Annotated in this window: 25 protein-coding genes; 2 read left to right on the plus strand and 23 right to left on the minus strand. The window is 46.3% G+C overall.

Features of this window, described 5'->3' with window-relative positions:
- Position 1: 1 nt before the first annotated feature.
- The 19 genes from DXD78_RS02290 to DXD78_RS02385 all read right to left on the minus strand — a co-directional run bounded on the left by DXD78_RS02290 (position 2) and on the right by DXD78_RS02385 (position 21,593).
- A complete protein-coding gene (locus DXD78_RS02290) occupies positions 2-2,212 on the minus strand; it encodes a putative porin (protein WP_005826610.1) in 2,211 nt (736 codons plus the stop codon).
- 254 nt (positions 2,213-2,466) lie between these two features.
- A complete protein-coding gene (locus tag DXD78_RS02295) occupies positions 2,467-3,012 on the minus strand; it encodes a 2-oxoacid:acceptor oxidoreductase family protein (RefSeq protein ID WP_005826606.1) in 546 nt (181 codons plus the stop codon).
- 22 nt (positions 3,013-3,034) lie between these two features.
- Entirely contained in the window at positions 3,035-3,796 is a 762-nt protein-coding gene (locus DXD78_RS02300) for a thiamine pyrophosphate-dependent enzyme (protein ID WP_005826605.1), read from the minus strand.
- Positions 3,797-3,807: 11 nt separating this feature from the next.
- Positions 3,808-3,981: a hypothetical protein gene (locus DXD78_RS02305; protein WP_005826603.1), complete on the minus strand. Its 174-nt coding sequence runs from the start codon at positions 3,979-3,981 to the stop codon at positions 3,808-3,810.
- Positions 3,978-5,063 (minus strand): 3-methyl-2-oxobutanoate dehydrogenase subunit VorB, encoded by a 1,086-nt coding sequence (locus tag DXD78_RS02310; RefSeq protein WP_005826601.1) that lies wholly within the window; start codon positions 5,061-5,063, stop codon positions 3,978-3,980. Before DXD78_RS02310 ends, DXD78_RS02305 begins: the two co-directional genes overlap by 4 nt.
- Before the next feature lie 19 nt (positions 5,064-5,082).
- On the minus strand, positions 5,083-5,310 hold the full coding sequence (locus tag DXD78_RS02315) for a ferredoxin family protein (RefSeq protein WP_005826600.1): 228 nt from the start codon (positions 5,308-5,310) through the stop codon (positions 5,083-5,085).
- Positions 5,311-5,326: 16 nt separating this feature from the next.
- Positions 5,327-5,602: a tetratricopeptide repeat protein gene (locus DXD78_RS02320; RefSeq protein ID WP_005826598.1), complete on the minus strand. Its 276-nt coding sequence runs from the start codon at positions 5,600-5,602 to the stop codon at positions 5,327-5,329.
- A gap of 175 nt (positions 5,603-5,777) precedes the next feature.
- Entirely contained in the window at positions 5,778-6,215 is a 438-nt protein-coding gene (gene rpiB / locus DXD78_RS02325) for a ribose 5-phosphate isomerase B (RefSeq protein WP_005826596.1), read from the minus strand.
- Positions 6,216-6,306: 91 nt separating this feature from the next.
- Positions 6,307-8,316, minus strand: coding sequence for a transketolase (locus DXD78_RS02330; RefSeq protein ID WP_009036826.1), 2,010 nt, complete (start codon positions 8,314-8,316; stop codon positions 6,307-6,309).
- 190 nt (positions 8,317-8,506) lie between these two features.
- Positions 8,507-10,051, minus strand: coding sequence for an alpha-N-arabinofuranosidase (locus DXD78_RS02335; RefSeq protein WP_009036827.1), 1,545 nt, complete (start codon positions 10,049-10,051; stop codon positions 8,507-8,509).
- A 23-nt stretch (positions 10,052-10,074) separates the two neighbouring features.
- Positions 10,075-11,673, minus strand: coding sequence for a xylulokinase (locus DXD78_RS02340; RefSeq protein WP_009036828.1), 1,599 nt, complete (start codon positions 11,671-11,673; stop codon positions 10,075-10,077).
- A gap of 124 nt (positions 11,674-11,797) precedes the next feature.
- Positions 11,798-13,306 carry an L-arabinose isomerase gene (gene araA, locus DXD78_RS02345; RefSeq protein ID WP_005836040.1) on the minus strand — a complete coding sequence of 503 codons (1,509 nt, stop codon included), beginning with the start codon at positions 13,304-13,306 and terminating at the stop codon, positions 11,798-11,800.
- A 38-nt stretch (positions 13,307-13,344) separates the two neighbouring features.
- Complete coding sequence (locus DXD78_RS02350) at positions 13,345-14,031, minus strand: L-ribulose-5-phosphate 4-epimerase (RefSeq protein WP_005826585.1); 687 nt, start codon at positions 14,029-14,031, stop codon at positions 13,345-13,347.
- Positions 14,032-14,073: 42 nt separating this feature from the next.
- Complete coding sequence (locus DXD78_RS02355) at positions 14,074-14,751, minus strand: NUDIX domain-containing protein (protein WP_005826583.1); 678 nt, start codon at positions 14,749-14,751, stop codon at positions 14,074-14,076.
- Between the two features lie 59 nt (positions 14,752-14,810).
- On the minus strand, positions 14,811-16,505 hold the full coding sequence (locus DXD78_RS02360; protein WP_005826581.1) for a sodium:solute symporter: 1,695 nt from the start codon (positions 16,503-16,505) through the stop codon (positions 14,811-14,813).
- Positions 16,506-16,532: 27 nt separating this feature from the next.
- The gene (locus DXD78_RS02365; RefSeq protein WP_009036829.1) at positions 16,533-17,672 is read right to left on the minus strand and encodes an aldose epimerase family protein; all 1,140 of its coding nucleotides are present in this window, start codon (positions 17,670-17,672) and stop codon (positions 16,533-16,535) included.
- Positions 17,673-17,938: 266 nt separating this feature from the next.
- The gene (gene galK / locus DXD78_RS02375; RefSeq protein ID WP_005826576.1) at positions 17,939-19,093 is read right to left on the minus strand and encodes a galactokinase; all 1,155 of its coding nucleotides are present in this window, start codon (positions 19,091-19,093) and stop codon (positions 17,939-17,941) included.
- Positions 19,094-19,142: 49 nt separating this feature from the next.
- A complete protein-coding gene (locus tag DXD78_RS02380; protein WP_005826573.1) occupies positions 19,143-20,453 on the minus strand; it encodes a sugar MFS transporter in 1,311 nt (436 codons plus the stop codon).
- 42 nt (positions 20,454-20,495) lie between these two features.
- Positions 20,496-21,593, minus strand: coding sequence for an aldose epimerase family protein (locus tag DXD78_RS02385; RefSeq protein WP_034528954.1), 1,098 nt, complete (start codon positions 21,591-21,593; stop codon positions 20,496-20,498).
- Positions 21,594-21,791: 198 nt separating this feature from the next.
- Between DXD78_RS02385 and DXD78_RS02390 the strand changes: the two genes are divergently transcribed.
- On the plus strand, positions 21,792-22,763 hold the full coding sequence (locus DXD78_RS02390; protein ID WP_005836045.1) for a type I phosphomannose isomerase catalytic subunit: 972 nt from the start codon (positions 21,792-21,794) through the stop codon (positions 22,761-22,763).
- 74 nt (positions 22,764-22,837) lie between these two features.
- On the opposite strand, the gene DXD78_RS02395 is transcribed toward DXD78_RS02390, so the two are convergent.
- From DXD78_RS02395 to DXD78_RS02410, 4 genes are all read right to left on the minus strand, one after another.
- Positions 22,838-23,098: a hypothetical protein gene (locus DXD78_RS02395; protein ID WP_005826570.1), complete on the minus strand. Its 261-nt coding sequence runs from the start codon at positions 23,096-23,098 to the stop codon at positions 22,838-22,840.
- A gap of 12 nt (positions 23,099-23,110) precedes the next feature.
- Positions 23,111-23,464, minus strand: a complete 354-nt coding sequence (locus tag DXD78_RS02400) for a phage holin family protein (protein ID WP_005826569.1) — start codon at positions 23,462-23,464, stop codon at positions 23,111-23,113.
- Positions 23,465-23,483: 19 nt separating this feature from the next.
- On the minus strand, positions 23,484-23,693 hold the full coding sequence (locus DXD78_RS02405) for a YtxH domain-containing protein (protein WP_005826568.1): 210 nt from the start codon (positions 23,691-23,693) through the stop codon (positions 23,484-23,486).
- Positions 23,694-23,786: 93 nt separating this feature from the next.
- Positions 23,787-25,064 (minus strand): DEAD/DEAH box helicase, encoded by a 1,278-nt coding sequence (locus tag DXD78_RS02410; RefSeq protein WP_005826566.1) that lies wholly within the window; start codon positions 25,062-25,064, stop codon positions 23,787-23,789.
- A 174-nt stretch (positions 25,065-25,238) separates the two neighbouring features.
- On the opposite strand from DXD78_RS02410, the gene DXD78_RS02415 reads away from it, so the two are divergent.
- On the plus strand, positions 25,239-25,643 hold the full coding sequence (locus DXD78_RS02415; RefSeq protein ID WP_172685027.1) for a lipocalin-like domain-containing protein: 405 nt from the start codon (positions 25,239-25,241) through the stop codon (positions 25,641-25,643).
- Positions 25,644-25,660: the final 17 nt, after the last annotated feature.

Here is a 25,660-nt window from a genome sequence, read left to right on the forward strand (position 1 = left end):
GTTAATCATAGAAATTCCATGAGACGCCAATTTTGAACAAGCGCGGATTGATGGGGTAGTGCGGCACCAGGAAGGAATTGGCGCTTCCCATACCCGCGTTGACGTGATACATCATGGCAAAGATACGCGTCCGCTTCAAGTGCAGGTTGGCATATACGTTTACGATGGGGTAACCGCCTATTTCCACCAAATCGTCCGTAGGTTGCAGATGGAACTGCTGGACGCCGGGTGCATAGGCAGGTGCGTTGTACTTGGTGAAGTAACGGACATCGGCACCCAACTGAACGGTCAGCACCTTCTTGGCGAGTTTAGCCAGTATGTAGAAGTTATGGTAGAGCGAGAGTTGGGGCAATGGAAGTACTGTTTCATTGCTCGTCTTCTGCCAGGTCACCTCATTGTCCAGGTGGAAGACACCGAGGCGGAAGTCTTGTTTCAGTGTGGCGGACAGCACTTGTATGTTGCCTCCGTTCTGTTCGGGCAGGGCGCTTTGGTTGAAGTAGGTGTAGTTCTTGATATTCTCTACGCCGGCACGGAGATTGGTTCCCCAACGGGAAATGTTCAGCTCGCCTTCCACACGCGTACGGAATTCCTTGTCCATGTTGTCGTTGTCCCAGTTGTAGTGGTTGGAGTGGTAATGGCGCATGTAGAAGGAAGGAAGCGTGTTGCTCACATAACCGCGGGCGTAGAAGTTCACCGTATCTTTCCATAGACGGAAGTTCAGGTCCAGATTGGCGTTGACGCGGAACTGCCCGATGGCTTTGTCTACCAACCCCACTTCACCGTTTACGTTGTAGTGCAGCAGTTTGCCTTCGCGCTTGGCGAGTTCGCCACCCAGGAAGATTTCCTGCTCGGTGTAGCGGATGCGGCGCATGTCGGTAAGTGTGTCCGTATTCATCAGGTCGTACCGGCTGAACTTGTGGGAGATATAAGCCGTAAGTCCGGCTTTGGCGTATTTGTTGAAACCTTCCAGCAAGGCTATTCCGAACACGTTCTTTACACTGAATGCCGTGGTGGAGTCGTTGCTGTAATTCTTGTAAAGCTTGTAGTCTTCCGGGAAGAATCCTTCGGGCTCGCTTCCCGAACGGAATTGGTGTCGCGACCGCTCTACTTTCAAGGTATGGATAAAGCTGGTGACGGGGACGAACTCTTCTTCGAAAAGTGAGTCGTTGTCTGCGGTAGAAACAGACGGCAGGCTGTCATTGGCAGCTGCAAGTGTGCTGACCGATTTTGATGCTATGCTGTCGTTTGGCAATGCTATGTCGTTGTTCGAAGCGGATATTTCGGCTTCAGAGGACGGGGAGGATGAGGCTTTGGGTGCGGATACCGTCGGTTTGCCTTCTTGTGTGTTCCGTACTCTCCGCGTAAAACCAAGACGATAGCGCTGTGTCAGATAGATATAAAAATCCTTGTTACGGTTGGAACTCTGTTCCAATTTGACCGGAATAGTGGTGGACTCGTACTCTTTCTTTCCTCCGGACATGTTTTCGGGACGGGTGATGTATTGGTCGTCTGCAATACCGCCGTTCTCGTTCATCTTCAGGAAAAAGTTGTTGTAGACTGCTTGTACCTGGTATTTCTCGCCGATATAGCTACCGAACAGACCTGCATTGAAGTGCGAGGTGGACTGGTTCTGGTAATAACCGCGTCCGTACAGATAGTCGATGTTAAAGCCAAATGCCAACTGCTTGTTGACGTTGACGGAGAAGTAGGACTTGAAGCGTTCTTCACCGTTCACTTTGCTGCCGGCTTTGTAGTAGGTAAGATTGGTGTAAGGCACGTTGCTGTTGGTGAAAAGCACCTGGTCGGGACGTGTGAAAAAACTGGAGAAGGGAGCCATGAAGATGGTAGGTTCGCTTTCCTCCCGTTCGAAGAACAGACGTGAGAGGCGTGGAGAACCTAAATTTCCCAAGTAGTTGTAATGGCCGAACATTCCTTCCACCAGATTGGTGCTCTGGAAGTTGAGGCTGGCTGTGTCGGCAGGTATGATGGTACGGTTGCCCAGTGTCTCACTTAGTTTCCACATGTAAAGCTTGGGTGGAAGACTTTGAATCTCAGTATTGGTACTGTCTTCCAGATTGTCCGGCTGGGTATTCGGGTCAATCTGGTTACCGAACCGGTCGCGATTGTTCATCGGGTTTAAGGTGTTTTGCGCCATAGCCCCCCATATCCCTATAACGGACAGAAATATATATGTCAGTACAATTCGTCTCATAATTAGGCGCAAAGATACAATAAAAAATTATTTGCTTACTGAATTCAGCCTTTTTTGCTTCTTTTAAACTGTCTTGTTTTCTGTTTTGTTCTATACTGCTTCCGGTTCTCTGCCCTTGAATCCATACTTTTTCCGGCTTGAAATGAAATAAGCCCTTGCAATAAATCAATATCACAAGGGCTTATCCGTTTTCCTTTATCTCTTATTCTGGCGTAAAGTTCCTCCTCTTATGGGGAGTGGCTTTACATAGCCTTTCATTTCATTTCCTGAATAAGTTCCATTCCTTTCTTGATAGCTTCTTCGTTCATCGGTATCAAGTGGTGGTGGCGTTCGGGCAGTGTCTTCTTCAATCCTCTGAGTACACTGTCCAGTGTAACCATCGGCTTGATTTTCAATAATCCACCCAATACAATCATGTTGAATGCCTTGGCGTTGTTCATTTCATTGGCGGCATCCATGGCGTTGATGCGGTAAACGTGGATGTCCTTACGCGTCGGCGGGTTGATGATGCCGTAACCGTCGTAGATAAGTACGCCTCCGGGTTTTACCTTGCTTTCGAATTTCTCCAGTGACGGCTGGTTCAGGATGATGGCGGCATCGTACTTGCTTAAGATGGGTGAGGATATTTTCTCGTCACTTACGATGACTGTTACGTTGGCTGTACCACCACGTTGTTCCGGTCCGTAAGCCGGCATCCAAGTCACCTCTTTGCCTTCCATCAATCCGGAATATGCCAAAATCTTTCCCATGGACAATACACCTTGTCCACCGAAGCCTGCTATAATGATTTCTTCTTTCATTGTTCTTCTGTCTTTAGCATGATTATTTATCTTTCAGGTCGCCCAGCGGATAGAAGGGGAACATGTTCTCTACCATCCATTCATTGGATTTCGCAGGAGACATCTTCCAGCCGGAGTTACAGGTGGAAACGATTTCCACAAGGTTGGAACCTTTGCCTGCCATAGAGTTCTCGAATGCTTTGCGGATAGCCTTTTTCGCTTTGCGGATGGCGGGAACGGACTGTACGCTTTGGCGTGTCACGTAAGCGGTTCCTTCCAATTGTGCAGCAATATCGGCCATCTTCAGCGGATAGCCGTGCAGATGCACGTCACGTCCGTAAGGGCTGGTCGATGTCTTCATGCCTACAAGGGTAGTGGGAGCCATTTGTCCCCCGGTCATACCATAGATGGCATTGTTGATGAAGATGATGGTGATGTTTTCGCCGCGGTTCAAGGCGTGGATGGTTTCGGCAGTACCGATACAAGCCAGGTCGCCGTCTCCTTGGTAAGTGAACACCAGGCGGTCTGGCCAAAGGCGCTTGATGGCAGTGGCAAGTGCGGGCGCACGTCCATGGGCGGCTTCCTGCCAGTCGATGTCTATATAATTATAGATGAACACGGCACATCCCACGGGGGAGATGCCTATTGCTTTGTCTTCCAGTCCCATTTCTTCGATAACTTCGGCTACGAGTTTATGAACTACGCCGTGACTGCATCCCGGGCAGTAGTGCATGGGATTGTCGTTCATCAGAGTCGGTTTCTTGGCAACCAGATTCTCGGGCTTTATAATATCTTCTTTTGTCATAATCACTTCTCCTATCTGTTGGTGAACCGTATGAAAAACTCCATCAACTTGACGAATATCGCCGCGCCGCAGACGTAGATGAACAGCTTGAAGTCATCTTTTGCAGCAAAATATATAATGATAGCTGCCAGGGCAAGTACCATGAAGAGAATGTTCAGTACGTTTCTTATTTTATCAGGATTCATTTCTTAATCAGTTTTTCTTTCAATGCATCTACTATCTCATCCGGATCGGGAACAATGCCGCCGAGGCGTCCGAAATGTTCCACTTTCACTTTACCGTTCACGGCAAGGCGGACATCTTCCACCATCTGTCCAGCATTCAATTCTGTAACGAGCATACCTTTCACCTTGTCGGCATACGCGGCAATGACTTTGGTCGGGAACGGCCACAACGTGATGGGGCGGAGCATACCTACCTTTATTCCTTCTTCGCGTGCCAGCTCCATTGCTTTCTGTCCGATGCGTGCCATAGAGCCGAAGGCTACAATCAGGTAGTCGGCATCATCGCAATGAATTTCCTCGAAGCGAACCTCATTCTCTTCTATCTGCTTGTATTTGGCCTGGAAACGGATGTTGTTCTTTTCCATTTCTTCCGGTTTCAGTTCCAATGAGGTGATGACGTTGGGTTTGCGGCCATTGGTTCTGCCGGTAGTGGCCCATGGGCATTGTTCGATGACTTCCGCATCGGTGCGGCGTGGCTTTTGTACCGGGAGCACCACTTTTTCCATCATCTGGCCGATGACACCGTCGGCAAGGATGATTGCCGGATTACGGTATTTGAAGGCAAGTTCGAATGCCAGTCCTACGAAATCTGCCATTTCTTGTACGGAAGCCGGAGCAAGGGCAATCAGACGATAGTCACCGTGGCCGCCTCCTTTTACTGTCTGGAAATAGTCGGCCTGGCTCGGTTGGATGGTTCCCAGACCGGGACCGCCGCGCATAACGTTTACAATCAAGCAAGGCAGCTCGGCACCTGCCAGATAAGAGATACCTTCCTGCTTTAGGCTGACACCGGGGCTGGAGGAGGAGGTCATGACCATTTTACCACTTCCGGCACCGCCGTACACCATATTGATAGCTGCCACTTCACTTTCTGCCTGAAGAACCACCATGCCGGTCGTCTCCCAGGGTTTCAGTTCGGCAAGAGTTTCCAATACCTCCGATTGCGGAGTAATGGGATATCCGAAGTAACCGTCTGCACCGCAACGGATGGCTGCGTGGGCGATGGCTTCGTTTCCTTTCATTAATACAACTTCTTCTGCCATATTCTACTGATTTACAGATTTATTCTACTTTTATTTTATATACTGAGATACATCCGTCCGGACATACTGTGGCGCACGAGGCGCAGCCGTTACAAGTATCTTCCAATATTTGGTGGGCATAGTTATACCCTTTCACATTCACCTCCTTGGTGAGGGCTATTACGTTGAGCGGACACGCTACCACACACAAGTTGCAGCCTTTGCAACGTTCGGTGTCTACTACGATTGCTCCTTTGATTTTTGCCATAATTTACGTTCTTTATTTATTGATTGTACATATCCTTGTTGTAGAAGTTCAGGATGTCCATAGCCATTTGATAGGCATGTTGTGCCGGGCTTTCGGGGTTCAGGTCGATGGCATACTGATAGTTGTTCAGTGCTTGTTGCCAGTTGCCTTGTTTCCGATAGGCATTTCCCCGCAGGTAGTAAGCTTCGTCTTTGCCGGGAAAGTCTGTTTGCAGTATTTCGTCAAGCTGCTGGATGGCTTGCTCTACATTTCCCTGGTTGATAAGCTCTTTTATGGTATTCAGTCGTTCCATATCTAAAAAATATCCGGGTTATCGAACCACAAAGATAGTTTTTATTTGAAGACAATGAGCATCTTCACTGTGAAAAATAAGAAAAAGGGGCAAATAAAAAGCCCGAAGTTTCTCACGATTCTATCAGAATGTCAGAGCTTCGGGCGGATATCATAAAGAATGTGATTCTACTGCTTTACAAGTGTACCGGTATCTTGTCCACTCTTCGTTGGTGGCGTCCGCCTTCGAATGGTGTACTGAAGAATTCCCTCATAATCATGTCGGCTTCTTCGGTACTGATGAATCGCCCTGGCATGACAAGCACATTGGCATCATTGTGCTGGCGTGCCAAATGGGCTATTTCTGCTGTCCAGCAGAGGGCTGCGCGGATACCCTGATGCTTGTTCAGCGTTATACTGATGCCTTCACCGCTTCCGCAGATGGCAATACCCGGATAGCACTCTCCGGCTTCAACGGCCAGAGCCAGCGGATGCGCAAAGTCGGGATAGTCGCAACTCTCGGTTGAGTAGGTCCCGAAGTCCTTGTAAGCCCAGCCTTTGGCTTCCAGCCAGCCGCGGACATATTCCTTCAATTCGAAGCCTGCATGGTCGGAACAGATTCCTATTGTTTTCATGATGGTCAGTTAATATACTAATGTGCCAATGTGCTGATGCCTGCAGCTTGTAGGGCGCGGGCAATCAGCACATCAGCACATCGGATAATGATTATAACATTGCTTTTACTTGCTTGTAAACGTTCTCTGCGGTGAAACCGAGCTTTTCGTCCAGCACTTTATAAGGTGCCGAGAATCCGAATGATTCCAATCCCCATACTTTACCGCGGGGACCTACCAGCCCTTGCAGTGTGACGGGCAGACCGGCTGTCAGGCCGAATACCTTGGCACCACACGGGATAATGCCTTCTTGATATCCCGGAGCTTGGCTACGGAACAAACCTTCGGAAGGAACGGACACGATACGCACCTTGATGCCATCCTTGCGCAGCAATTCAGTACCGGCTACCAATGTGGCAACTTCCGAGCCTGAAGCAACGAGGATTATATTGGGATTTTCATCGGAGCCGGCTACAATATAAGCGCCTTTGGCAGCTTGTTCGTAATCGTTGCCTTCGGGCAGGTTGGCGATGTTCTGGCGGGAGAAAATCAAACCGGTTGGGGTTGTGGTATTTTCCATTGCCAGTTTCCATGCCACAGTTGTTTCTTCTGCATCTGCCGGGCGGAGTACCAACATGGAATTATGTCCCTTGTGGTTTTTCAGTTTTTCCATCAGGCGGATTTGGGCTTCCTGCTCTACCGGTTCATGGGTAGGACCGTCTTCACCTACACGGAAGGCATCGTGTGTCCAGATGAACTTCACAGGAACTTCCATCAAGGCTGCCATACGTACGGCAGGTTTCATGTAGTCGGAGAATACGAAGAATGTTCCGCAAGCGGGGATTACACCGCCATGCAGTGCCATACCGATACAGCAACATGCCATAGTCAGCTCGGCAACACCGGCCTGGAAGAATGCACCGCTGAAATCACCTTTCTTGAAGGCATGTGTTTTCTTGAGGAATCCGTCTGTCTTGTCGGAATTGGAAAGGTCGGCAGAAGCAACAATCATATTTTCTACTTGAGTGGCGAGAGCACTGAGCACAGTGGCAGATGCTGCGCGGGTGGCAACGCCTGCTTTCTGTTCGATGGCGGCCCAATTCACTTCGGGAGCCTTGCCGGAGAAAAACATTTCCAGTTTGGCAGCCTTTTCCGGATTGGCTTTTGCCCATGCGGCTTTGGCTGCATACTTTTCAGCCATGATTTTCTTCAGCTCAGTTGCACGCTTGGCATATAGTTCGGCCACTTCGGGGAAGATGACAAACGGATTTGTCGGGTCACCACCCAAATTCTTGATAGTGTTTATATAAGCGTCGCCGCCCAGAGGAGCACCGTGCGTGGCACAATCAGCCTCGTAGCTGCTGCCGTCTGCCTTGCGGGCACCTTTACCCATTACGGTATGGCCGATAATCAGCGTCGGACACTCTTTCTCAGCTTTGGCTTCGTTCAGTGCACCGCGGATGGCATCGGGATCGTTACCATTGATTTTAATGACTTTCCAGCCCCAAGCTTCGTATTTCTTGCCGGTATCTTCGATGGTCACATCCTTTGTCTCGGTAGAAAGCTGAATGTCGTTGGCATCATAGAACATGATGAGATTATCCAACCCTAATGCTCCGGCGATACGGCCTGAGCCTTGGGAGATTTCTTCCTGGATGCCACCGTCAGAAATATAAGCGTAGATGGTCTGTGGCATTACTTCTTCGAAACGTGCCTTCATGAACTTGGCTGCGATGGCTGCACCGACTGCAAATGTGTGTCCCTGGCCGAGCGGTCCGGAAGTGTTTTCGATGCCGCGCATGATGTCACGTTCGGGATGTCCCGGAGTAGGGCTTCCCCATTGGCGGAACTCTTTCAGTTCGTCCAGCGTGAACTTGCCGGTCAGGGCCAATGTAGAGTAAAGCATCGGTGACATGTGTCCCGGGTCGAGGAAGAAACGGTCACGACCTTCCCAAGCCGGATTTTCAGGGTCATATACCAGGAACTCTGAGAAGAGTACATTTACAAAGTCAGCACCACCCATGGCACCGCCCGGATGCCCGGAGTTGGCTTTCTCAACCATGGATGCAGCAAGGATACGGATATTGTCCGCCGCACGGTTCATAAGTTTGTTGTCGTTCATATTGAATCTAATTAATTTTGAATATTATCAATAGGTTATTTGGTCCTTGTAGGTTTTCCAAGGGCAAAGATAACTCTTTATGCGTAATTCACAACACTCGAAGAGTGTCTTTTTTATCAGTATTACTGCCTTTTTGCTGCTAAAATGATACTAAACGTATTTAGCTGATTTTGTGCGGTGCACGGTAGTTTTACTGTAACTCAATAGTAACGATTGATTTGGCCGGAAGTTTAATCTTGAGAATATCTTTATTGATTTTTACCTCTTTGAACGGAACGGGTTTCACATTGTCGGGATTTTCAAATGAATTGTAGTCCGTCAGATTGGTGGAAGTCAATATTTCACCAACTGCTTTCTTGGCTTTCGTTCCAGACAGATTGATGGTCACTTCCTGTGCATTGTCTGCATCTACGTTGGACATGGAAATGTGTATCTTGCCGTTTGGGTCTTTGGAGGCGGTAGCGCTGACCATTGGTATTCTGCGGTTGTCGCGTACATCCATCATGTCGCAGTTCAGCTCAAGAGGAATGTAGGTGGCATCCTGGTGTACATTGTACATTTTGAATACATAATAAGTGGGGGTGAGTACCATGTTTTTTCCGCTGGTCAGAATCATGGATTGCAATACATTGACGATTTGGGCAATGTTTGCCATTTTCAGACGGTCGGTATATTTATGGAAGATGTCGAAGCTGAGGGAAGCGACAAAAGCATCACGCAATGTATTCTGTTGGTACAGATGTCCGGGATTGGTACCCGGTTCAGTGTCCCACCAGGTTCCCCATTCGTCAAGCATAAGAGCCACGTTCTTTTGAGGGTCGTATTCATCCATAATGGTGCAATGCTTCTTGATGACATCTTCTATTTCGCGGCATTTGCCCAGTGTCCAGTAATAGTCGTCTTTACTGAATTGGGTGGCGGCGCCTTTACTGCCGTTCCATCCGCTGACGGTATAGTAGTGCAAGGAAAGACCGTGCATACGGCCGCCTACGCGGTCCATCAGCACTTTGGTCCAGTTATAGTCGTAGTCGCTGGCACCGCTGGCTATCTTGAAAAGGCTATTGCCGTCATAGTTGCGGCAGTAGGTGGAATAGCGGCGGTAGAGGTCGGCATAATATTCGGGACGCATGCTTCCACCGCAACCCCAGCTTTCGTTACCCACGCCGAGGTATTTTACTTTCCAGGCTTTGTCGCGACCGTTCTGGCGGCGCAGGCGTGCCATGGGGGAGTCTCCTTCGGAGGTCATGTATTCCACCCATTTGGCAAGTTCTTCTACGGTACCACTGCCTACGTTTCCACTGATATAGGGTTCACATCCCAGCATTTCGCAGAGATTGAGGAACTCATGGGTTCCGAAACTGTTGTCTTCGATAGTGCCTCCCCAGTTGTTGTTCACCATTTTGGGGCGGTTTTCTTTAGGGCCGATACCGTCCATCCAGTGGTATTCATCGGCAAAGCAGCCTCCCGGCCAGCGAAGGACGGGTACACGGAGCTCCTTCAGTGCATTGAATACGTCGGTGCGATAACCGTTGATGTTGGGAATATCGGAGTTTTCACCTACCCAAAGTCCACCATAGATACAAGTTCCCAAATGCTCTGCAAATTGGCCGTAGATTTCTTTGGGAATGATTTGCTCGCTCTGGTCTGTGTGTAAAGTGATAGTGGCACTTTTCTGTGCGAAGAGTGACAACGAGGTGGAGAGAAATATGCTACTGATAAATAACTTTGTGTTCATAGTTTTTTAGTGTTATTAAATACTTAGTTCTTGAATCTTACTGCTGCTTCTTCGATGGGCAAACCAGCTTTATAGCTTTCGATGTAGGTGTTGAATCCGCTTACATCTTCGGCTGTCGGTGAGATTTCAATACCGGCATTTCCGGTGAATACATGCTTGTCCAGGAAGTCGGCAAGGGATTGGTCGTTTCCGTTGTTTGCAAGGTAGGAAGCGAGGAGGGCAATACCCCAGGCACCACCTTCGCCGGCTGTTTCCATAACGGAAATGGGTGAATTGATGGCAGCTGCCAGTATTCTCTGGCCTACTCCTTTGGTTTTGAAGAGTCCTCCGTGACCGGTGATTCTGTCTACTCTGATTTTCTCTTCATTGAAAAGGATGTCGTTGCCGATTTTGAGAACTCCCACTGAAGCATACAAATGGGTGCGCATGAAGTTGGCAAGGTTGAACTTGTCGTTTGCCGAACGTACAAACAGTGGACGTCCGTCTGCCAGTCCCGTTATAGGTTCGCCTGATATGTAGTTGTATGAGATGAGGCCTCCGCAGTCTGCATTGCCTGTCAGGGCGTGGTTATAGAGCTTTCCGTAGATTTCGTCCATATCTACGGGGATACCCATCAGTTCCTGGTATTCTTTGAAAATATTGATCCAGGCATTGAGGTCGGAAGTGCAGTTGTTGCAATGCACCATAGCTACGAGGCTTCCGTCGGGGGTGGTTACCATGTCAATCATTTCGTAGGGCTTGGACAATTCTTTCTCCAATACAATCATTGAGAAAGAGGAGGTGCCTGCCGATACGTTTCCAGTGCGCTGCTTTACGGCGTTGGTGGCAACCATGCCGGTTCCAGCGTCACCTTCGGGCGGACAGACGGGAATTCCTGCTTTCAGATGTCCCGATACGTCGAGGCGACTGGCTCCTTCGGGAGTAAGGAAGCCTGCGTTTTCACCGGCCGACAATACCTTCGGCAGAATATCTCGAAGCTTCCAGTCGTATCCTTTCGGAGCAATAAGTTTGTCGAACTTATCCACCATTTCAGAAGAATAGTTTTTGGTGATGGGATCGATAGGGAGCATACCGGAGGCATCTCCTATGCCCAGTACCTTTTGGCCGGTTATTTGCCAGTGGACAAAACCTGCAAGGGTGGTCAGGTAATTGATGGATGGAACGTGCTCTTCATTATCCAGGATGGCTTGGTAGAGGTGGGAGATGCTCCAACGCAGAGGGATGTTGTAGACAAATAGTTCGGATAGGGCTGCGGCAGCCTGTCCGGTATTAGTATTTCTCCAGGTACGGAAGGGTACAAGGATTTCTTCTTTTTCATTGAATGCCATATAGCCGTGCATCATGGCACTGACACCGATAGCTGCCAAGGTCTCTATCTCTGTATCGTAGAGGCTCTTTACATTGGTACGAAGGTCTGCGTAGCAATCCTGCAACCCATACCAGACAGCCTCGACGCTATATGTCCACAGTCCGTCGACTAACTGATTCTCCCAAGTATGGCTTCCCTGGGCGATGGGTTTGTTTTCCTGGTCAATCAAAACCGCCTTGATTCGTGTGGAACCGAGTTCTATACCAAGGATGGCCTTGCCTGCCTCAATGGTTGATTTTGCATCTAATTTCATGGTATTAATGATAATTTACGGATTTATAGTACGATTATAAACAACGGATTACTAATTGCAAACTACTAGTTACGTTTGTGGTACGTGTAATTAGTAGTCCGCAATCGGTAATCCGTAATGATTATCAGCAAAGTGCCTTGTTCAGCATATAGTAGACTTCATTCATGCGCAGTTCTTTTTTGAACTCGCTGATGGTGGTATTTTCATCGATGACTACCATTTCGATGCCGGCCATTTCGGCAAAGTCTTCCCAATATTCCACCGTCAGGTCATAGGAGAAGCTGGTATGATGTGTACCTCCGGCCAGAATCCAGGCTGCAGCGCCCACCTCGAGGTTGGGCATTGGAATCCACAGTGCGCTGGCAACGGGCAACTTGGGCAGAGGCTTGCTCTTGATGCATTCTACTTTGTTCACAATGAGGCGGAAGCGATTGCCCAGGTCTACGATGGTAGCGGCTACACCTTCACCTTGCTTGCTGGTAAATACCAGGCGGGCTGTTTCGCTGTCGATACCGATGCTCAGACGGTGCACTTCCAGTTTCGGCTTCTGTTCGGCAATCAGTGGACAGACTTCCAACATGTGTGCCTGCAGGATGGCGCTCTTTTCTCCGTCGAAGTTCAGCGTATAGTCTTCGAGGAAGGAGCACCCCTTCGGCATGCCTTGACTCATCACCCAAGTGGTACGGTATAGTGCCGCAGTTTTCCAGTCGCCTTCGGCACCGAAGCCGTAACCTTCCGCCATCAGTCGCTGTGAGGCCAGTCCGGGGATTTGGTCAAAGTCGCCCAAATCGTTGAAGTTGGTGGTGAAGCCTTTGGCACCCGTGTCTTTCAGCACGCGGCGAATGGCGATTTCGGCCTTGGCGGAGTTCCATACTTTGGTGTAGGCTTCCGTACGTGCGTCTTCCAGTTCGGGAGCGTGGTCGTAGAGCTTGAAGTATTCTGCTACGAGTGCCTTCACGTCCTCGTCGCTGACAGCATTGTAGTGTGTCATCACATCATTGATGGGATAGTAGTCCACATGATAGCCCAATACTTGTTCGGCACTGACCTTGTCACCGTCTGTCACAGCCACGTTGTTCATCTGGTCGCCGAAGCGGATGATGAGCATATCCTGCGCATCAGCCCATGCGGCAGCTACGCGCATCCATGCGGCAATCTGGTTTTGGGCTTTTTCGTCCTGCCAGTGGCCTACTACCACTTTGCGGTTCTTTCGCATACGTGTCACGATGTGTCCAAATTCGCGGTCGCCGTGAGCCGATTGGTTTAGGTTCATAAAATCCATGTCCATCGTCTCCCAGGGAATTTCCTTGTTGAACTGTGTATGGAAGTGTAGTAATGGCTTCTTCAGTTCCTGCAAACCGTGAATCCACATTTTGGCAGGAGAGAAGGTGTGCATCCAGGTGATGACTCCGATACACTTATCGTCGTTGTTGGCGGCTTTGAAGGTAGCGGTTACTTCTTTGGATGAATTGACCGTACCTTTATATACTACCTTTACGGGCAGTTTCCCGGAATCATTCAGACCTTTCACCATTTCATTACTATGTGCGTCTACTGCGATAACTGCGTCACCTCCGTACAAGAGCTGTGCTCCGGTTACGAACCATACTTCATATTGTTCAAATGTGTTCATACAATTTATTTTTATAGTTTATATTTAAAGAATGATAGTTATTTCTGTCCATAATAAGCGTTAGGACCGTGCTTGCGGCTGAAATGTTTTTCTATCAGCAGCGGATTCATGGTCAGATTGGGGTTCACGGCATAGGCTATACTTGCCATTTTTGCCACCTGTTCCATCACTACGGCATTATGTACCGCCTCGTGTGCGTCTTTTCCCCACGAGAAAGGACCGTGGTTCTTTACCAATACTCCGGGAGTATGTACCGGGTTCAGCCCCTCAAAGCGTTTTACGATGACATTTCCCGTTTCCAGTTCATACGCTCCTTCCACTTCCTCCTTCGTCATGTCTGCTGTGCAGGGTATGGCGTCGTGGAAGTAATCGGCATGTGTTGTCCCGATATTCGGTATGTCACATCCGGCTTGTGCCCAGGCTGTGGCGTAAGTAGAGTGCGTGTGCACCACACCGCCGATTTCGGGGAATGCTTTATAGAGAACCAGGTGGGTCGGCGTGTCTGAAGAGGGCTTTAACCGTCCTTCCACGACCTTGCCGTCAAGATTCACTACCACCATATCCTCTGCTTTCATTTCATCGTAACTCACCCCACTGGGCTTGATGACTACCAGACCAGATTCGCGGTCAATGCCCGATACATTGCCCCATGTGAAGATAACCAATCCGTGCTTCACCAGTTCAAGGTTAGCATGGAATACTTTGTCTTTCAGTGCTTCCAGCATATTATTTAAATTACTAATTACAAGTTGTTGAATATTAGGTTCTCAGAGCTTAAATTTCGGAGCTTTGCGGTATGCCTTCTCATTAAACTGATATAAAGCAGCTCCACGTTTGGACCCCGTTTTGTCTATTTTGTCAGTTTTTTCTATATAGTCCATTTCTGCTATGCGTTTTCGGAAGTTCCGTTTGTCAATGCTCTCGCCGTATATAGCTTCGTATAAGCTTTGCAGTTGTGACAGCGTGAACAGTTTAGGTAGTAGATTAAAGCCGATTGGTTCGGTGGACGCTTTTTGTTGCATCAACTTCCGAGCTTTCTCCACCATTTGCGGATGATCAAAGATTAGCGCTGGCAGTTCATTGATATTTACCCAGAAAGCATTGTGTTGCTGTACGGATTCTTTGTCGTATTCGTTGATGTTGATGAGCGCATAGTAAACAATGGAGACTACGCGTTCTCCTGGGTCACGATCTATGGCTCCGAAAGCTTGGACTTGTTCCATATATACATCTTCCAGTCCGGTTAGTTCATTCAGGACTCGTTTGGCTGCATCATCCACGCTTTCGTCTTCCTGCACGAATCCACCCATCAGCGACCATTCGCCCATTGCCGGTTCGAAGTTACGCTTCAGCAACAGCAGGTTCAATTCTCCTTCATTGAAACCGAAAATAATGCAGTCGATACCTACATAAAGTTTCGGATTTGAACTATAGTAATTACTCATATCTTAATTTTTGTTTAAGGGGTATGCTGCATGGATATATATCATAGCAACATACCGATTTACCAGAAATACCAATAAAAAGCAGCAGTAATACCCAGGATGATAAGGGTATGAATGATATCCCATTTATTCCAACTCGCACGTGTAGCTGCTTTTTGTTCAGGAGTTGAAGTTCCGAATACCAGCCCTTGAATCTTTTCAGCGCTTGGGGCAGCTGTAAACATGCTGACTGCGATAACCACTACGATGCAGAACAAGAACATCCATCCGCAGAAAAACAGCCAGTTCATATCATAGAACAGATACTTGAAGGTACTGCTTGACACATCTCCTACATTGCTGTAATATACTTTTGCCCCCAGACGGGTTAAACCGATAATCATTCCGGCAATCAGTCCCCACATACCGCCTTGTGCAGAGGTGCGTTTCCAGCAGATCCCCAAGAGGAAGGCTGCGGCAATGCCTGGTGCTAATACAGATTGTACATCTTGTAAGTAGGTGTAAAGTACATCGCCTACACTGCGCATAATGGGAATCCAGAGTATACCCAATATCACAATCGCAACAGTTGCCATCTGTCCAATTCCTACCAGCTTTTTCTCAGAAGTGTTCGGCTTGAAACGTTTGTAGAAGTCAATGGTGAAAAGCATAGCAGATGAGTTGAACAAAGATGCGAGAGAACTCATCAATGCTGCAAGAATACCGCAAACAACCAAACCTTTGACTCCTGCAGGAAGCAATTTTGCTACTAGAGTTGGGAAAGCAGCATCTGCATTGGCATTTCCGTTTGCCAGCATAGGTAGAAAACCTTCTCCCCCGGTTCCGAGATATTTTTGGTGTAATGCGAAAGCAATCATGCCTGGGATAAGGAATAAGAATACGGGCAATAATTTCAGGTAAGCTCCGAAGATGGTACCGCGCCGTGCTTCCTTTTCATTCTTTCCGGAAAGTACGCGTTGCACGATGAACTGGTCTGTACACCAATACCAGAATCCGATAATGGCTGAACCAATCAGTGCACCCAACCAAGGGAAGTTAGGGTCGTTATTACTGCGTATAAGTTCTGTCATTGTGTTGCCATAATCGTTCACTGTGACTGCACCGCAGATTCTCATCATCTCATCCCAGCCTCCCAATTCTTTGAAGCCGAGTACAAGGATTATCAGTGAACCTAACAGCAAGATGGGGGTCTGCAGGATGGAGGTATAAAGTACCGACTTCATTCCTCCGAAGATTGTGTAGAGCGCAGTCAGTATAACCAGACCGATGGCGGCAATCCAAAAGAAGTCGATTCCCCAAAGTTCTTTTATACCGAATACTTGTTGGAATACCAATCCTCCTGCATAAACCGTCACGGCAACTTTTGTCAGTACATAGCTGATTAAAGATATTACAGACAATATTGTACGTGATTGTGGATTATAGCGGCGTTCTAGGAATTCAGGCATTGTGAATACCATACTTCGCGAATAGAACGGTACGAATACCCAACCTAAGATAAGGATCATCCAGCCTTGTATTTCCCAATGTGCCATCGCCATACCGCTGGAAGCACCGGCACCGGCTAATCCGATTAAGTGTTCCGAACCGATGTTGGATGCAAAGATAGATGCACCGATAGCGAGCCATGTGGCATCACGACCACCTAAAAAATAGTCTGCTGAGTCATTCTGTTTCTGTTTGACAACCCAGACAATAATTCCAATTAAAGCCAGGAAAAAGATTCCAATGACTAACCAATCTAATGTTTCCACGATAATAAATGATTTATAAGGTTATTGTTATTTTTCTACGGAAAATTTGAAAACACATTCACTGTTGTAAATTTGTCCGGGTTCCAGTACGACAGAAGGCCATTGGGCTTTGTTGGGGCTATCCGGATAATGTTGTGTCTCGAGGCATACGGAAGCGCGCTGGTTGTAAGTAATGCCTTTTTTACCTTTTACGGTGCCGTCCAGGAAATTCCCGGTATATACTTGTATGCCTGGCTCATTGGTATAAACTTCCAGGGTGATGCCGCTTATAGGCGATGTCAGTTTGGCTGCCACTTGGGATAGGTCACCTTTAGTATTCAGTACCCAATTGTGGTCATATCCGTTTCCGTTCTTTATTTGTTCAAAGTCCGTCCGGTTGATGTCTTGTGCCACACTCTTGGGAGTGGTAAAGTCCATTGGTGTTTCTTTGACGGAGATGATGTCACCCGTTGTCATGAAAGTACTGTCTACCGGAGTATAGTTGTCTGCATTGATGTATAAGATGTGGTCTGTTGCTGCCTTTGAAGGGTCACCTGATAAATTGAAATAAGAATGGTTAGTCATATTGATAACCGTCTTTTGGTCTGTTGTTGCACTGTATTTTATATCAATGGCATTGTCATCCGTTAACTTGAAAAGTACTTTTGCCGTAACATTACCTGGGAAATTCTCGTCTCCATCCGGTGAAATGCGGGTGAGCTCCAGAGTTGTGCTGTCAATGGGATTGGCACTGTATACTTGGTATTGCCATCCTTTGGGGCCACCGTGCAGGCAATGTCCGAAATTGTTCTGTGGTAACTGTATAGTATCTCCGTCAAGAACGATTTTCCCTTGGTTAATCCGGTTGGCGTAGCGTCCGATAGAAGCACCAAAGTCACTTGGAATGTTGATGTAATCGGCAATGCTGTCAAAGCCCAATACTACATCCTGCATAACTCCATTTTTGTCGGGTACCATAATGGATACAATACGTCCTCCAAAGTTTGTGATGCATACTTCCATGCCCGCTTTATTCTTCAGCGTATAAAGCTGTGTCTGGGCGTCATTGACTGTTGTTTGGAATTTTACTGGATCAAGACCGGACAGCGTAAGCGTTGTTTCTGTCTTTTGATTGCACGCAGTTAGCATCATTGCGGCAATTCCTGCAAGTAGAACATGTCTTTTCATGGTTTTGTATTTAATGTAAATGAGATGATTATCTTTCTTTGGGTGTAAAAGTAACACTTTTCTTTAGTGTAGGCTGTACACTTTTATATGTTATGCAACATAAGTGTCAAGAAACATATCTGTGCCAACTGGCTGTACAGATAGATGTGTTCGGAATAAACTTCTCGGATGATTTTGTTTTTAGAGTGGAAAACGGTGGAATAGGGGAGAAGAAAAAGGCGCTTCCCATTACTGGGAAACGCCTTTTATTTGAATGCTGATGTCTATTATTCTAATCTGCGGGCACCGTCGCTGATGACTACATCATATACTTTTGGGCTTCTGCCGAACTTCTTCTTGAATTCATCTTTTGCTTTTTCGATGAATGTACTGTACAATTCATCCTTTACCAGATTGATTGTACATCCACCGAATCCACCGCCCATGACACGTGAACCGGTAACTCCACAATCGAATGCAAGGTCATTCAGAAAATCGAGTTCTTCGCAGCTTACTTCATACAACTTACTCATGCCATGATGTGTTTCATACATCTTTTGGCCTACAGTTTCATAATCGCCTTTTTCCAGGGCGTCGCAAACGTCGAGTACGCGTTGAATCTCTTCGATGACATATTCTGCACGCATATAGTCTTCTGCGCTGATGTCGGCTTTGGCTTCTTCCAGCATGCCCATGGTAACGTCACGCAGGAATTCTACGTGTGGATGCTTCTTCTGAACAGCGGCAACAGCAGCTTCGCAGCTTTGACGACGTTTGTTGTATGCTGAAGATGCAAGTTCGTGTTTCACTACAGAATCTACAAGAACCAGACGATAGCCTTGCGGGTCGAATGGGAAATACTGATATTCCAGTGAACGGCAATCCAGGCGGATGAGGCTTCCTTTCTTTCCGAATACAGAAGCAAATTGGTCCATGATACCACAGTTTACGCCACAATAGTTGTGTTCTGTAGATTGTCCCACTTTTGCCAATTCAAATTTGTCTATCTTGTTGTCACCGAACAAGTCGTTCAAAGCATAGGCATAGGTACTTTCCAAAGCTGCTGACGAGGACATTCCTGCACCCAGAGGCACATCGCCTGCAAAAGCGGTATTGAAACCTTTTACATCTACACCGCGTTTCATCATTTCCCGGCACACGCCAAAGATATATCTTGCCCAGCTTGCGCGGGGTGCATCTTCTTCATTCAAGCCAAATTCCACATAATCTTTCAGGTCGATGGAATAAGCTTTTACTGTGTTTGTGCCGTTGGGCTTTATTTCTGCAATCATTCCCTTATCGATTGCTCCGGGGAATACAAAACCACCGTTATAGTCTGTATGCTCACCGATAAGGTTGATGCGACCCGGAGAAGCATAAACAGCTCCCGTTGTTCCGTCAAAGTGCTTGATGAAACGGCTTCTTACGTATTCTATATCCATGATATTTATATTTTATAAGGTGAATAAATAAATTACCTATATTTTCTTGTTAATCGACCTTGATGTCCTTATTGACATTTTTGCAGCCTACCAAACCGTAGAACAACAGATAGCCAAGGGCTGCGATGATAACCCAGTAACTCGGCATGAAACCTGCAATGTCGGCCACCAAACCTTGGATAACGGGCAAGATGCCGCCGCCGCATACCAATACCATGAACAGACCGGAAGCCGCTGCCAGATATTTACCCAATCCTTCTACGGCCAAATTAAAGATACCACCCCACATGATGGAAGTACACAGACCTACCAGTACCAGATACATTGCATTGATGGGTACTTCTGCAAATCCGAAAGAGAGACCTCCCGTAGCACTTTGTTGGAGTACCGGCAGATTGACAAGCGAACCGGTAGATGAGAAGATGGCAAGGAATACCAAAAGTAAGCCTAATGCGGAAGTAAAGGTAAGCATTGCCTTACTGGAGATTTTTGCACCCAATGAAGCGCCGGCCAGACGTCCAATCAGCATGAGGAACCAATATGTACCTACAACAAAACCGGAAATGGTGGAAGAAATGCCTGCTCCTCCCTTTTCAATCGGATCGGTCAAGAACAAGTTCAGAGTACCCGGTACACCAACTTCGACACCTACATATACAAAGATTGCTATAGCTCCCAAAATGAAGTGGCGGAATTTTAAAGCGCCTGACATCAACTTACCGATAGGTTCTGTTGAAGTTGCAGCATTGGGTTCCGGTATGGGCACAATCAAAAGAACGAAGAACGCGATGGCAAATACAGCCATTGCTGTGTACATTACAGGGAATATCTGAGAGATAGTAGCTTTTTCAATGGAACCGGCAATCAGGATACCTACGAACATCGGAGTAATGGTGGCCATTACGGAGTTGAAAGAACCACCCACTTGGATAAGCTGGTTTCCTTTGTTACCTTCGCCGCCGAGCTTGTTCAGCATCGGGTTGACTACCGTATTAAGCAAACACATGGAGAAACCGGCGATGAAAGCGCCAATCAAATATACGGCAAAAGCCATATCAGGGCTTGAATGACCGGATAAATATTGGATACCTACACCGATAAAGCCTACAGCTACTGCTATCAATGCCGTTTTTTTATACCCTACCCGTTGTAGTAAGATGCCGCTTGGTATTCCCATCACTGCATATGCAATAAAGTTACCAAAGTTACCCAACATCCCTAAAGCGTTGGATACTGAAAACTGATTTTTCAGTACGATTCCCATAGGGGCAGCAAGGTTGGTAACAAATGAAATCATACCAAAAAGGAAGATCATCGTGATAATTGCGATGAGTTTACCATTCTGTTTTTGTTGTGTCATGGTTTTGTAAAATTAATAAGTTTATAAATTGGATTAGTTATTTCATTCTTGTACACCAAACTTGTAGATTGTCACTTGCTGGTACTCATCACCCGGTAGCAATACTGCCGACGGAAAATGGGACTTGTTGGGCGTATCGGGAAAACACTGGGCCTCAAAGCAGACTGCACTTCTTGCAGGGAAAGTGGCTCCATGGGCACCTTCAAAGCCCCCGAGCCAGTTTCCTGTGTAGAGCTGGACGCCATTTTCAGTGGTATATACTTCCATCGTTCGCCCGCTGTTGGGCTCTATGCAGGTGGCTGCAAGGCTCAGCTCTCCACTTTCAGTCTTGTTCAGTACATAGCAATGGTCATATCCTGCGCCATTCACAATTTGTGTATGTTTCTCATCAATTCGTTCACCAAGAGTATGGGGAGTACGGAAATCCATAGGAGTACCTTCTACCTTCAATATCTCTCCGGTAGGAATGGATACTTCATCGATGGGTACATAAAAATCTGCGTTGATGGTAACGATATTGTTTAAGACTGTAGGGGAGGGATTGGCTATACCGGCAAGATTGAAGAAACCGTGATTGGTCAGATTGACGATGGTGGCTTTATCGGTAGTAGCCCGGTATTCGATGACCAGAGCATTGGTCTCATCCTCCAGGCGATAAGTCATTTCTACTTCGAGATTTCCGGGGAAGCCCTCTTCGCCGTCAGCGGATGTGTAGTTGAAGATGACTGTTGATGGCTCTGGCTGGACAGCATCCCATACACGGGTATGAAAACCAGTCGGACCACCATGCAGTGAGTTGGGACCATTGTTGATTGCCAATTGGTGCTCTTCGCCGTATAAAGTAAACTTTCCTTTAGCTATCCGGTTACCGTAGCGTCCGATGGTAGTGTTTAGAAAAGGTTCCGGGCTGTTGATTACATGTTCAATACTGTCGTGTCCTAATACAACATTGGCATATTTGCCATTTTTGTCGGGTACCATGATGGAAAGTATTGCACAGCCGTAATTAGTAACTGCAACTTCCATTCCCTGGGCATTCTTCAGGATAAACAAATCTGTCTTTTTGTTATTTATATCCTTTTGAAAGTCTTTTTGGTTCAAACCGGACAAATTACTTTCTGTTGGAGTAGTGTTTATCATATCCATGGTATTAATTAAATTTCTTGCAAATAAAAAGAAATTCTTTTGTTCCCCCAAGTAATTGGAAGGAAATGTGGAGAACATTTTAGGAAAGTTTAGCGTTTAACAAATGGAATACAAATTGATATTTTTTGTATGTTTGCCCCCGGAATCTAAAAAAATCACATCATTAACAGAAAGTTCTAATAAAAACAACGAATGTATCCTCTAAAATTTGAGCCTATTCTGAAGCAGACGCTTTGGGGAGGCGACAAGATTATTCCATTCAAACATTTGAATGATACCCTTGCCAATGTAGGCGAGAGTTGGGAAGTGTCGGCAGTAGAAGGCAGTGAGTCTATAGTGGCCAATGGTGCAGACAAAGGATTGACGCTGCCGGATATGGTCAGAAAATATAAGGAAGACCTGGTAGGAGAAGCCAACTATGCACGTTTCGGAAATAAGTTTCCTTTATTGATAAAGTTTATTGATGCCAAGTTGGACTTGTCGATTCAGGTACACCCGGGTGACGAGTTGGCTAAGAAACGTCATAACAGTTTTGGTAAAAATGAAATGTGGTATGTTATTGCTGCTGACCAGGGTGCCAAGCTGATTTCCGGTTTTGCAGAGCAGATTACTCCGAAAGAATATAAGGAACGAGTGTATAATGGTACGTTTGCGGATGTTCTGCAGACTTGCGCCATTAAACCGGGCGATGTGTTTTATGTGCCTGCAGGTCGGGTACATGGAATCGGTGCGGGAGCTTTTGTAGCAGAAATACAGCAAACGTCGGATATCACTTACCGTATTTTTGATTACAATCGTAAGGATAAGGATGGTAAATCAAGAGAACTGCATACAAGCCAGGCCATTGATGCCATTAATTTTGCAGATGTGCAGGACGATTTTCGTACGGAGTACGAGCAGGTTCAGAATGAACCGGTAGAAATGGTGGCAAGCCCGTATTTCACGACTTCCATCTATGACATGACGGAAGAAATCACTTGTGACTATTCTGAACTGGATTCTTTTGTTATTTTTATTTGTGTGGAGGGTTCTTGCCGTATTATTGATAATGAGAAGAATGAAGTTTCCGTACAAGCGGGCGAAACAATCCTGCTGCCAGCTGCAACCCAAGAAGTGACGATTGTGCCTGAAGGAGCAGTGAAGTTGCTTGAGACGTACGTATAAAAGTGCTCAGACTATATCGGATAAAAAAGAGGGGATGACTGTTATGGCCATCCCCTCTTTTTTTATCCGATATTCTATCTCTTTCTTCCAAATATTTTTCTGAATTTCTTCATTACCTTTACCCCCAATACTATACCGTCAAAAACAGCCATACCCGTGTTGAATGCTCTCATCATGGCATTTGCCTTGTTGGTAGCTGGTTCCAGCGGAGCAAAAATTTCTTGTGTAAGCCCAGTCATGATTTCTTTCTGGAGTCGTATTTCTTGTAGCAGCATGGCTTTTTTCTGGGCGATGCTTTCTAAAGTGACGGGAGTCGTATTGGTCGTATTATCCATGAATATTTCGAATTAATTGTCTAAGAATAATTCTGCGATAAGTTTTACTGTCGGATCAATAATGAGCTTTTTGCGGAATAGGACAAGCAGAACGATGAGTAGGATATGGAAGCACGTGATAAGTGCAAAACTCATCATTAGCCCGCCTACCAGCGGAGCTAAGATATAGACCAGCGTAAACGACAGATGAAACAGAACCACTACGCCGAGTATGACGACCAATAGCACCAATAAAAGTGTAGAAAGCAGTTTGGATAGTTTTTCGGTGACTTCCAGTTTGGTATATTCTTTTTGCAGCTCCAGGTATTTCTTGAATTCAATGAAGAGCTGCTGCATATTTTCTATACTTTTGTCGTCTGCAAACATAGTGGTTCTGTTTTTTACCTTATTCCGTTACCTCACCTTTGATTTCCGCAGCAATTTCATCTACCAAGTCTTCCATTTCGCTTCGGTTCAGACGAATCCCTTTCTTACGGAGAATTTCTGCGATTTTGTTACGGGTGTCTTCTCCTTTTTCAGGAGCAAATAAGATACCGAGGGCTGCACCTACTGCGGCGCCACCCAGGAAAGCTGCTAAAACATTTAATCCTTTCATAATGATATTCCTTTCTTTTTTGAGGTTCGTACGACAAAACTAACAAATTTTTTTGAAACTTTGTTCGGAATATCAGTTTTTTTATGATTGTCTTTATCTTCCAACTCCTTTTGGGGTGTTGTTTTGCGAGGTTTGCTTTTTTCTTCTCCAAAAGTCTCCATTCGTACGGCTCCCGCGATAGATTTTGTTTTCCTTGGTTTTGGCCTTAATTTCTTCAGTCTTGATTTTCTGGGCTTTTAAACCATCGGCGGTGACAAATGGGTGTTCTTTTATTACTGGGATACTTTTCCCTATCAATTTTTGGATATCTTTCAGGTAAGGCAGTTCTTCCGATTCGCAAAAGGAGAGGGCAATACCGTCGTGGCCGGCACGTCCGGTTCGTCCGATACGGTGCACGTATGTTTCCGGAATGTTGGGCAACTCATAGTTGATGACGTGTGATAGTTGGTCCACGTCGATACCTCGTGCTGCAATATCGGTTGCTATCAGTACACGCAGTTCATGGTTCTTAAAGCCGGTCAGTGCTCGCTGTCGGGCATTCTGCGACTTGTTTCCATGTATGGCTTCGGCTCTTATTCCGGACTTACTAAGGGTACGTGCAAGTTTGTCTGCTCCATATTTAGTTCTGGTGAAGATAAGTACGGACTTGATAGCCGGATTCTTCAGCAGATGAATCAGTAAGTCTTTTTTCTCTTTTTTCTCAACGAAATAGACTGATTGGGAGATTGTGTCAACCGTAGACGATGCAGGGGTGACTTCCACTTTCTCGGGGTGCGTCAGCATGGAGTTTGCCAAGGTCTCTATTTCCGGAGGCATTGTGGCCGAAAAGAAGAGAGTCTGCCGTTTTGCGGGCAATAGCTTTAATATGCGTCGGATATCATGTATGAATCCCATGTCCAGCATCCGGTCTGCTTCGTCCAATACGAAGAATTCGAGTGCTTTTAGGTTAATGAAACCTTGGTTGACCAGGTCTTGCAGTCGTCCGGGAGTTGCAACCAGTATTTGTACTCCACGTTTCAGTTCATCTGTCTGTGGCTTTTGTCCTACACCGCCGAAGATGACGGCATGTCTCAGTCCGGTATACTTACCGTATGCACTGAAGGATTCTCCTATCTGTATGGCCAACTCGCGGGTCGGCGTCAGAATGAGTGCTTTGATACTTTTGCGATTATCCGTTTTATATAACTTTTGCAAGATAGGGATGGAAAATGCGGCGGTTTTGCCTGTTCCGGTTTGAGCACATCCTAATAAGTCTTTTCCTTGAAGTAATATAGGGATCGATTTTTCCTGGATTGGGGTAGGGGTGGAATACCCCTCTTCTTGAAGAGCCTTCAATATAGGTTCTATCAAATTCAAATTTTCAAATGTCATGTAATCAATTAAGTGAGCCTCATGCCCTGTTTATATTTGGCAAATATACGTCAAGTCTTCCGGGAAATCTCTTTTTATGGAGGGGTTTAATTATATTTAACTAAGGATGCTGAGGTATAATCGCATGTTATGGTGTACTTTTGTTCCATATTTAGATAGTGGCATGGAAAAATGATGAAATTGCATTTAAAATATCTTTGGATTGTATTGGTGGCTTGTACTTTGACCGCTTGCATGAATGGTGGGGGTGACTTGGCCGGTAAGTGGCAGTTGCGTCAGTATCAATATGCCGACGGTACATCAGAGAAGGTGGACAGTGTATTCTATAATTTTCAAAAAGGAAGTTTTTCTGCCATATGTTTGTTGAAAGATGGAGGGTTGACTACGTTTTTTGGAAATTATTCTTTGAAAGGTGCTGAAATTTCCATTATTTTGTTGCCTGAAAGCGTTAACGATAAAAATTATGATACTTATTTCGGGTGGCCGGAAGGAAAATGTACCTTTAAAGTAGAAGATTTGTCCTACTCTTCATTGCGTTTGGAATATGAGGGTACGAAATCTATTTTTCGGAAATTTTGAGATAAAGAATAAGAATA

The sequence above is a fragment of the Bacteroides sp. D20 genome (assembly GCF_003436255.1).
GTDB lineage: Bacteria > Bacteroidota > Bacteroidia > Bacteroidales > Bacteroidaceae > Bacteroides > Bacteroides uniformis.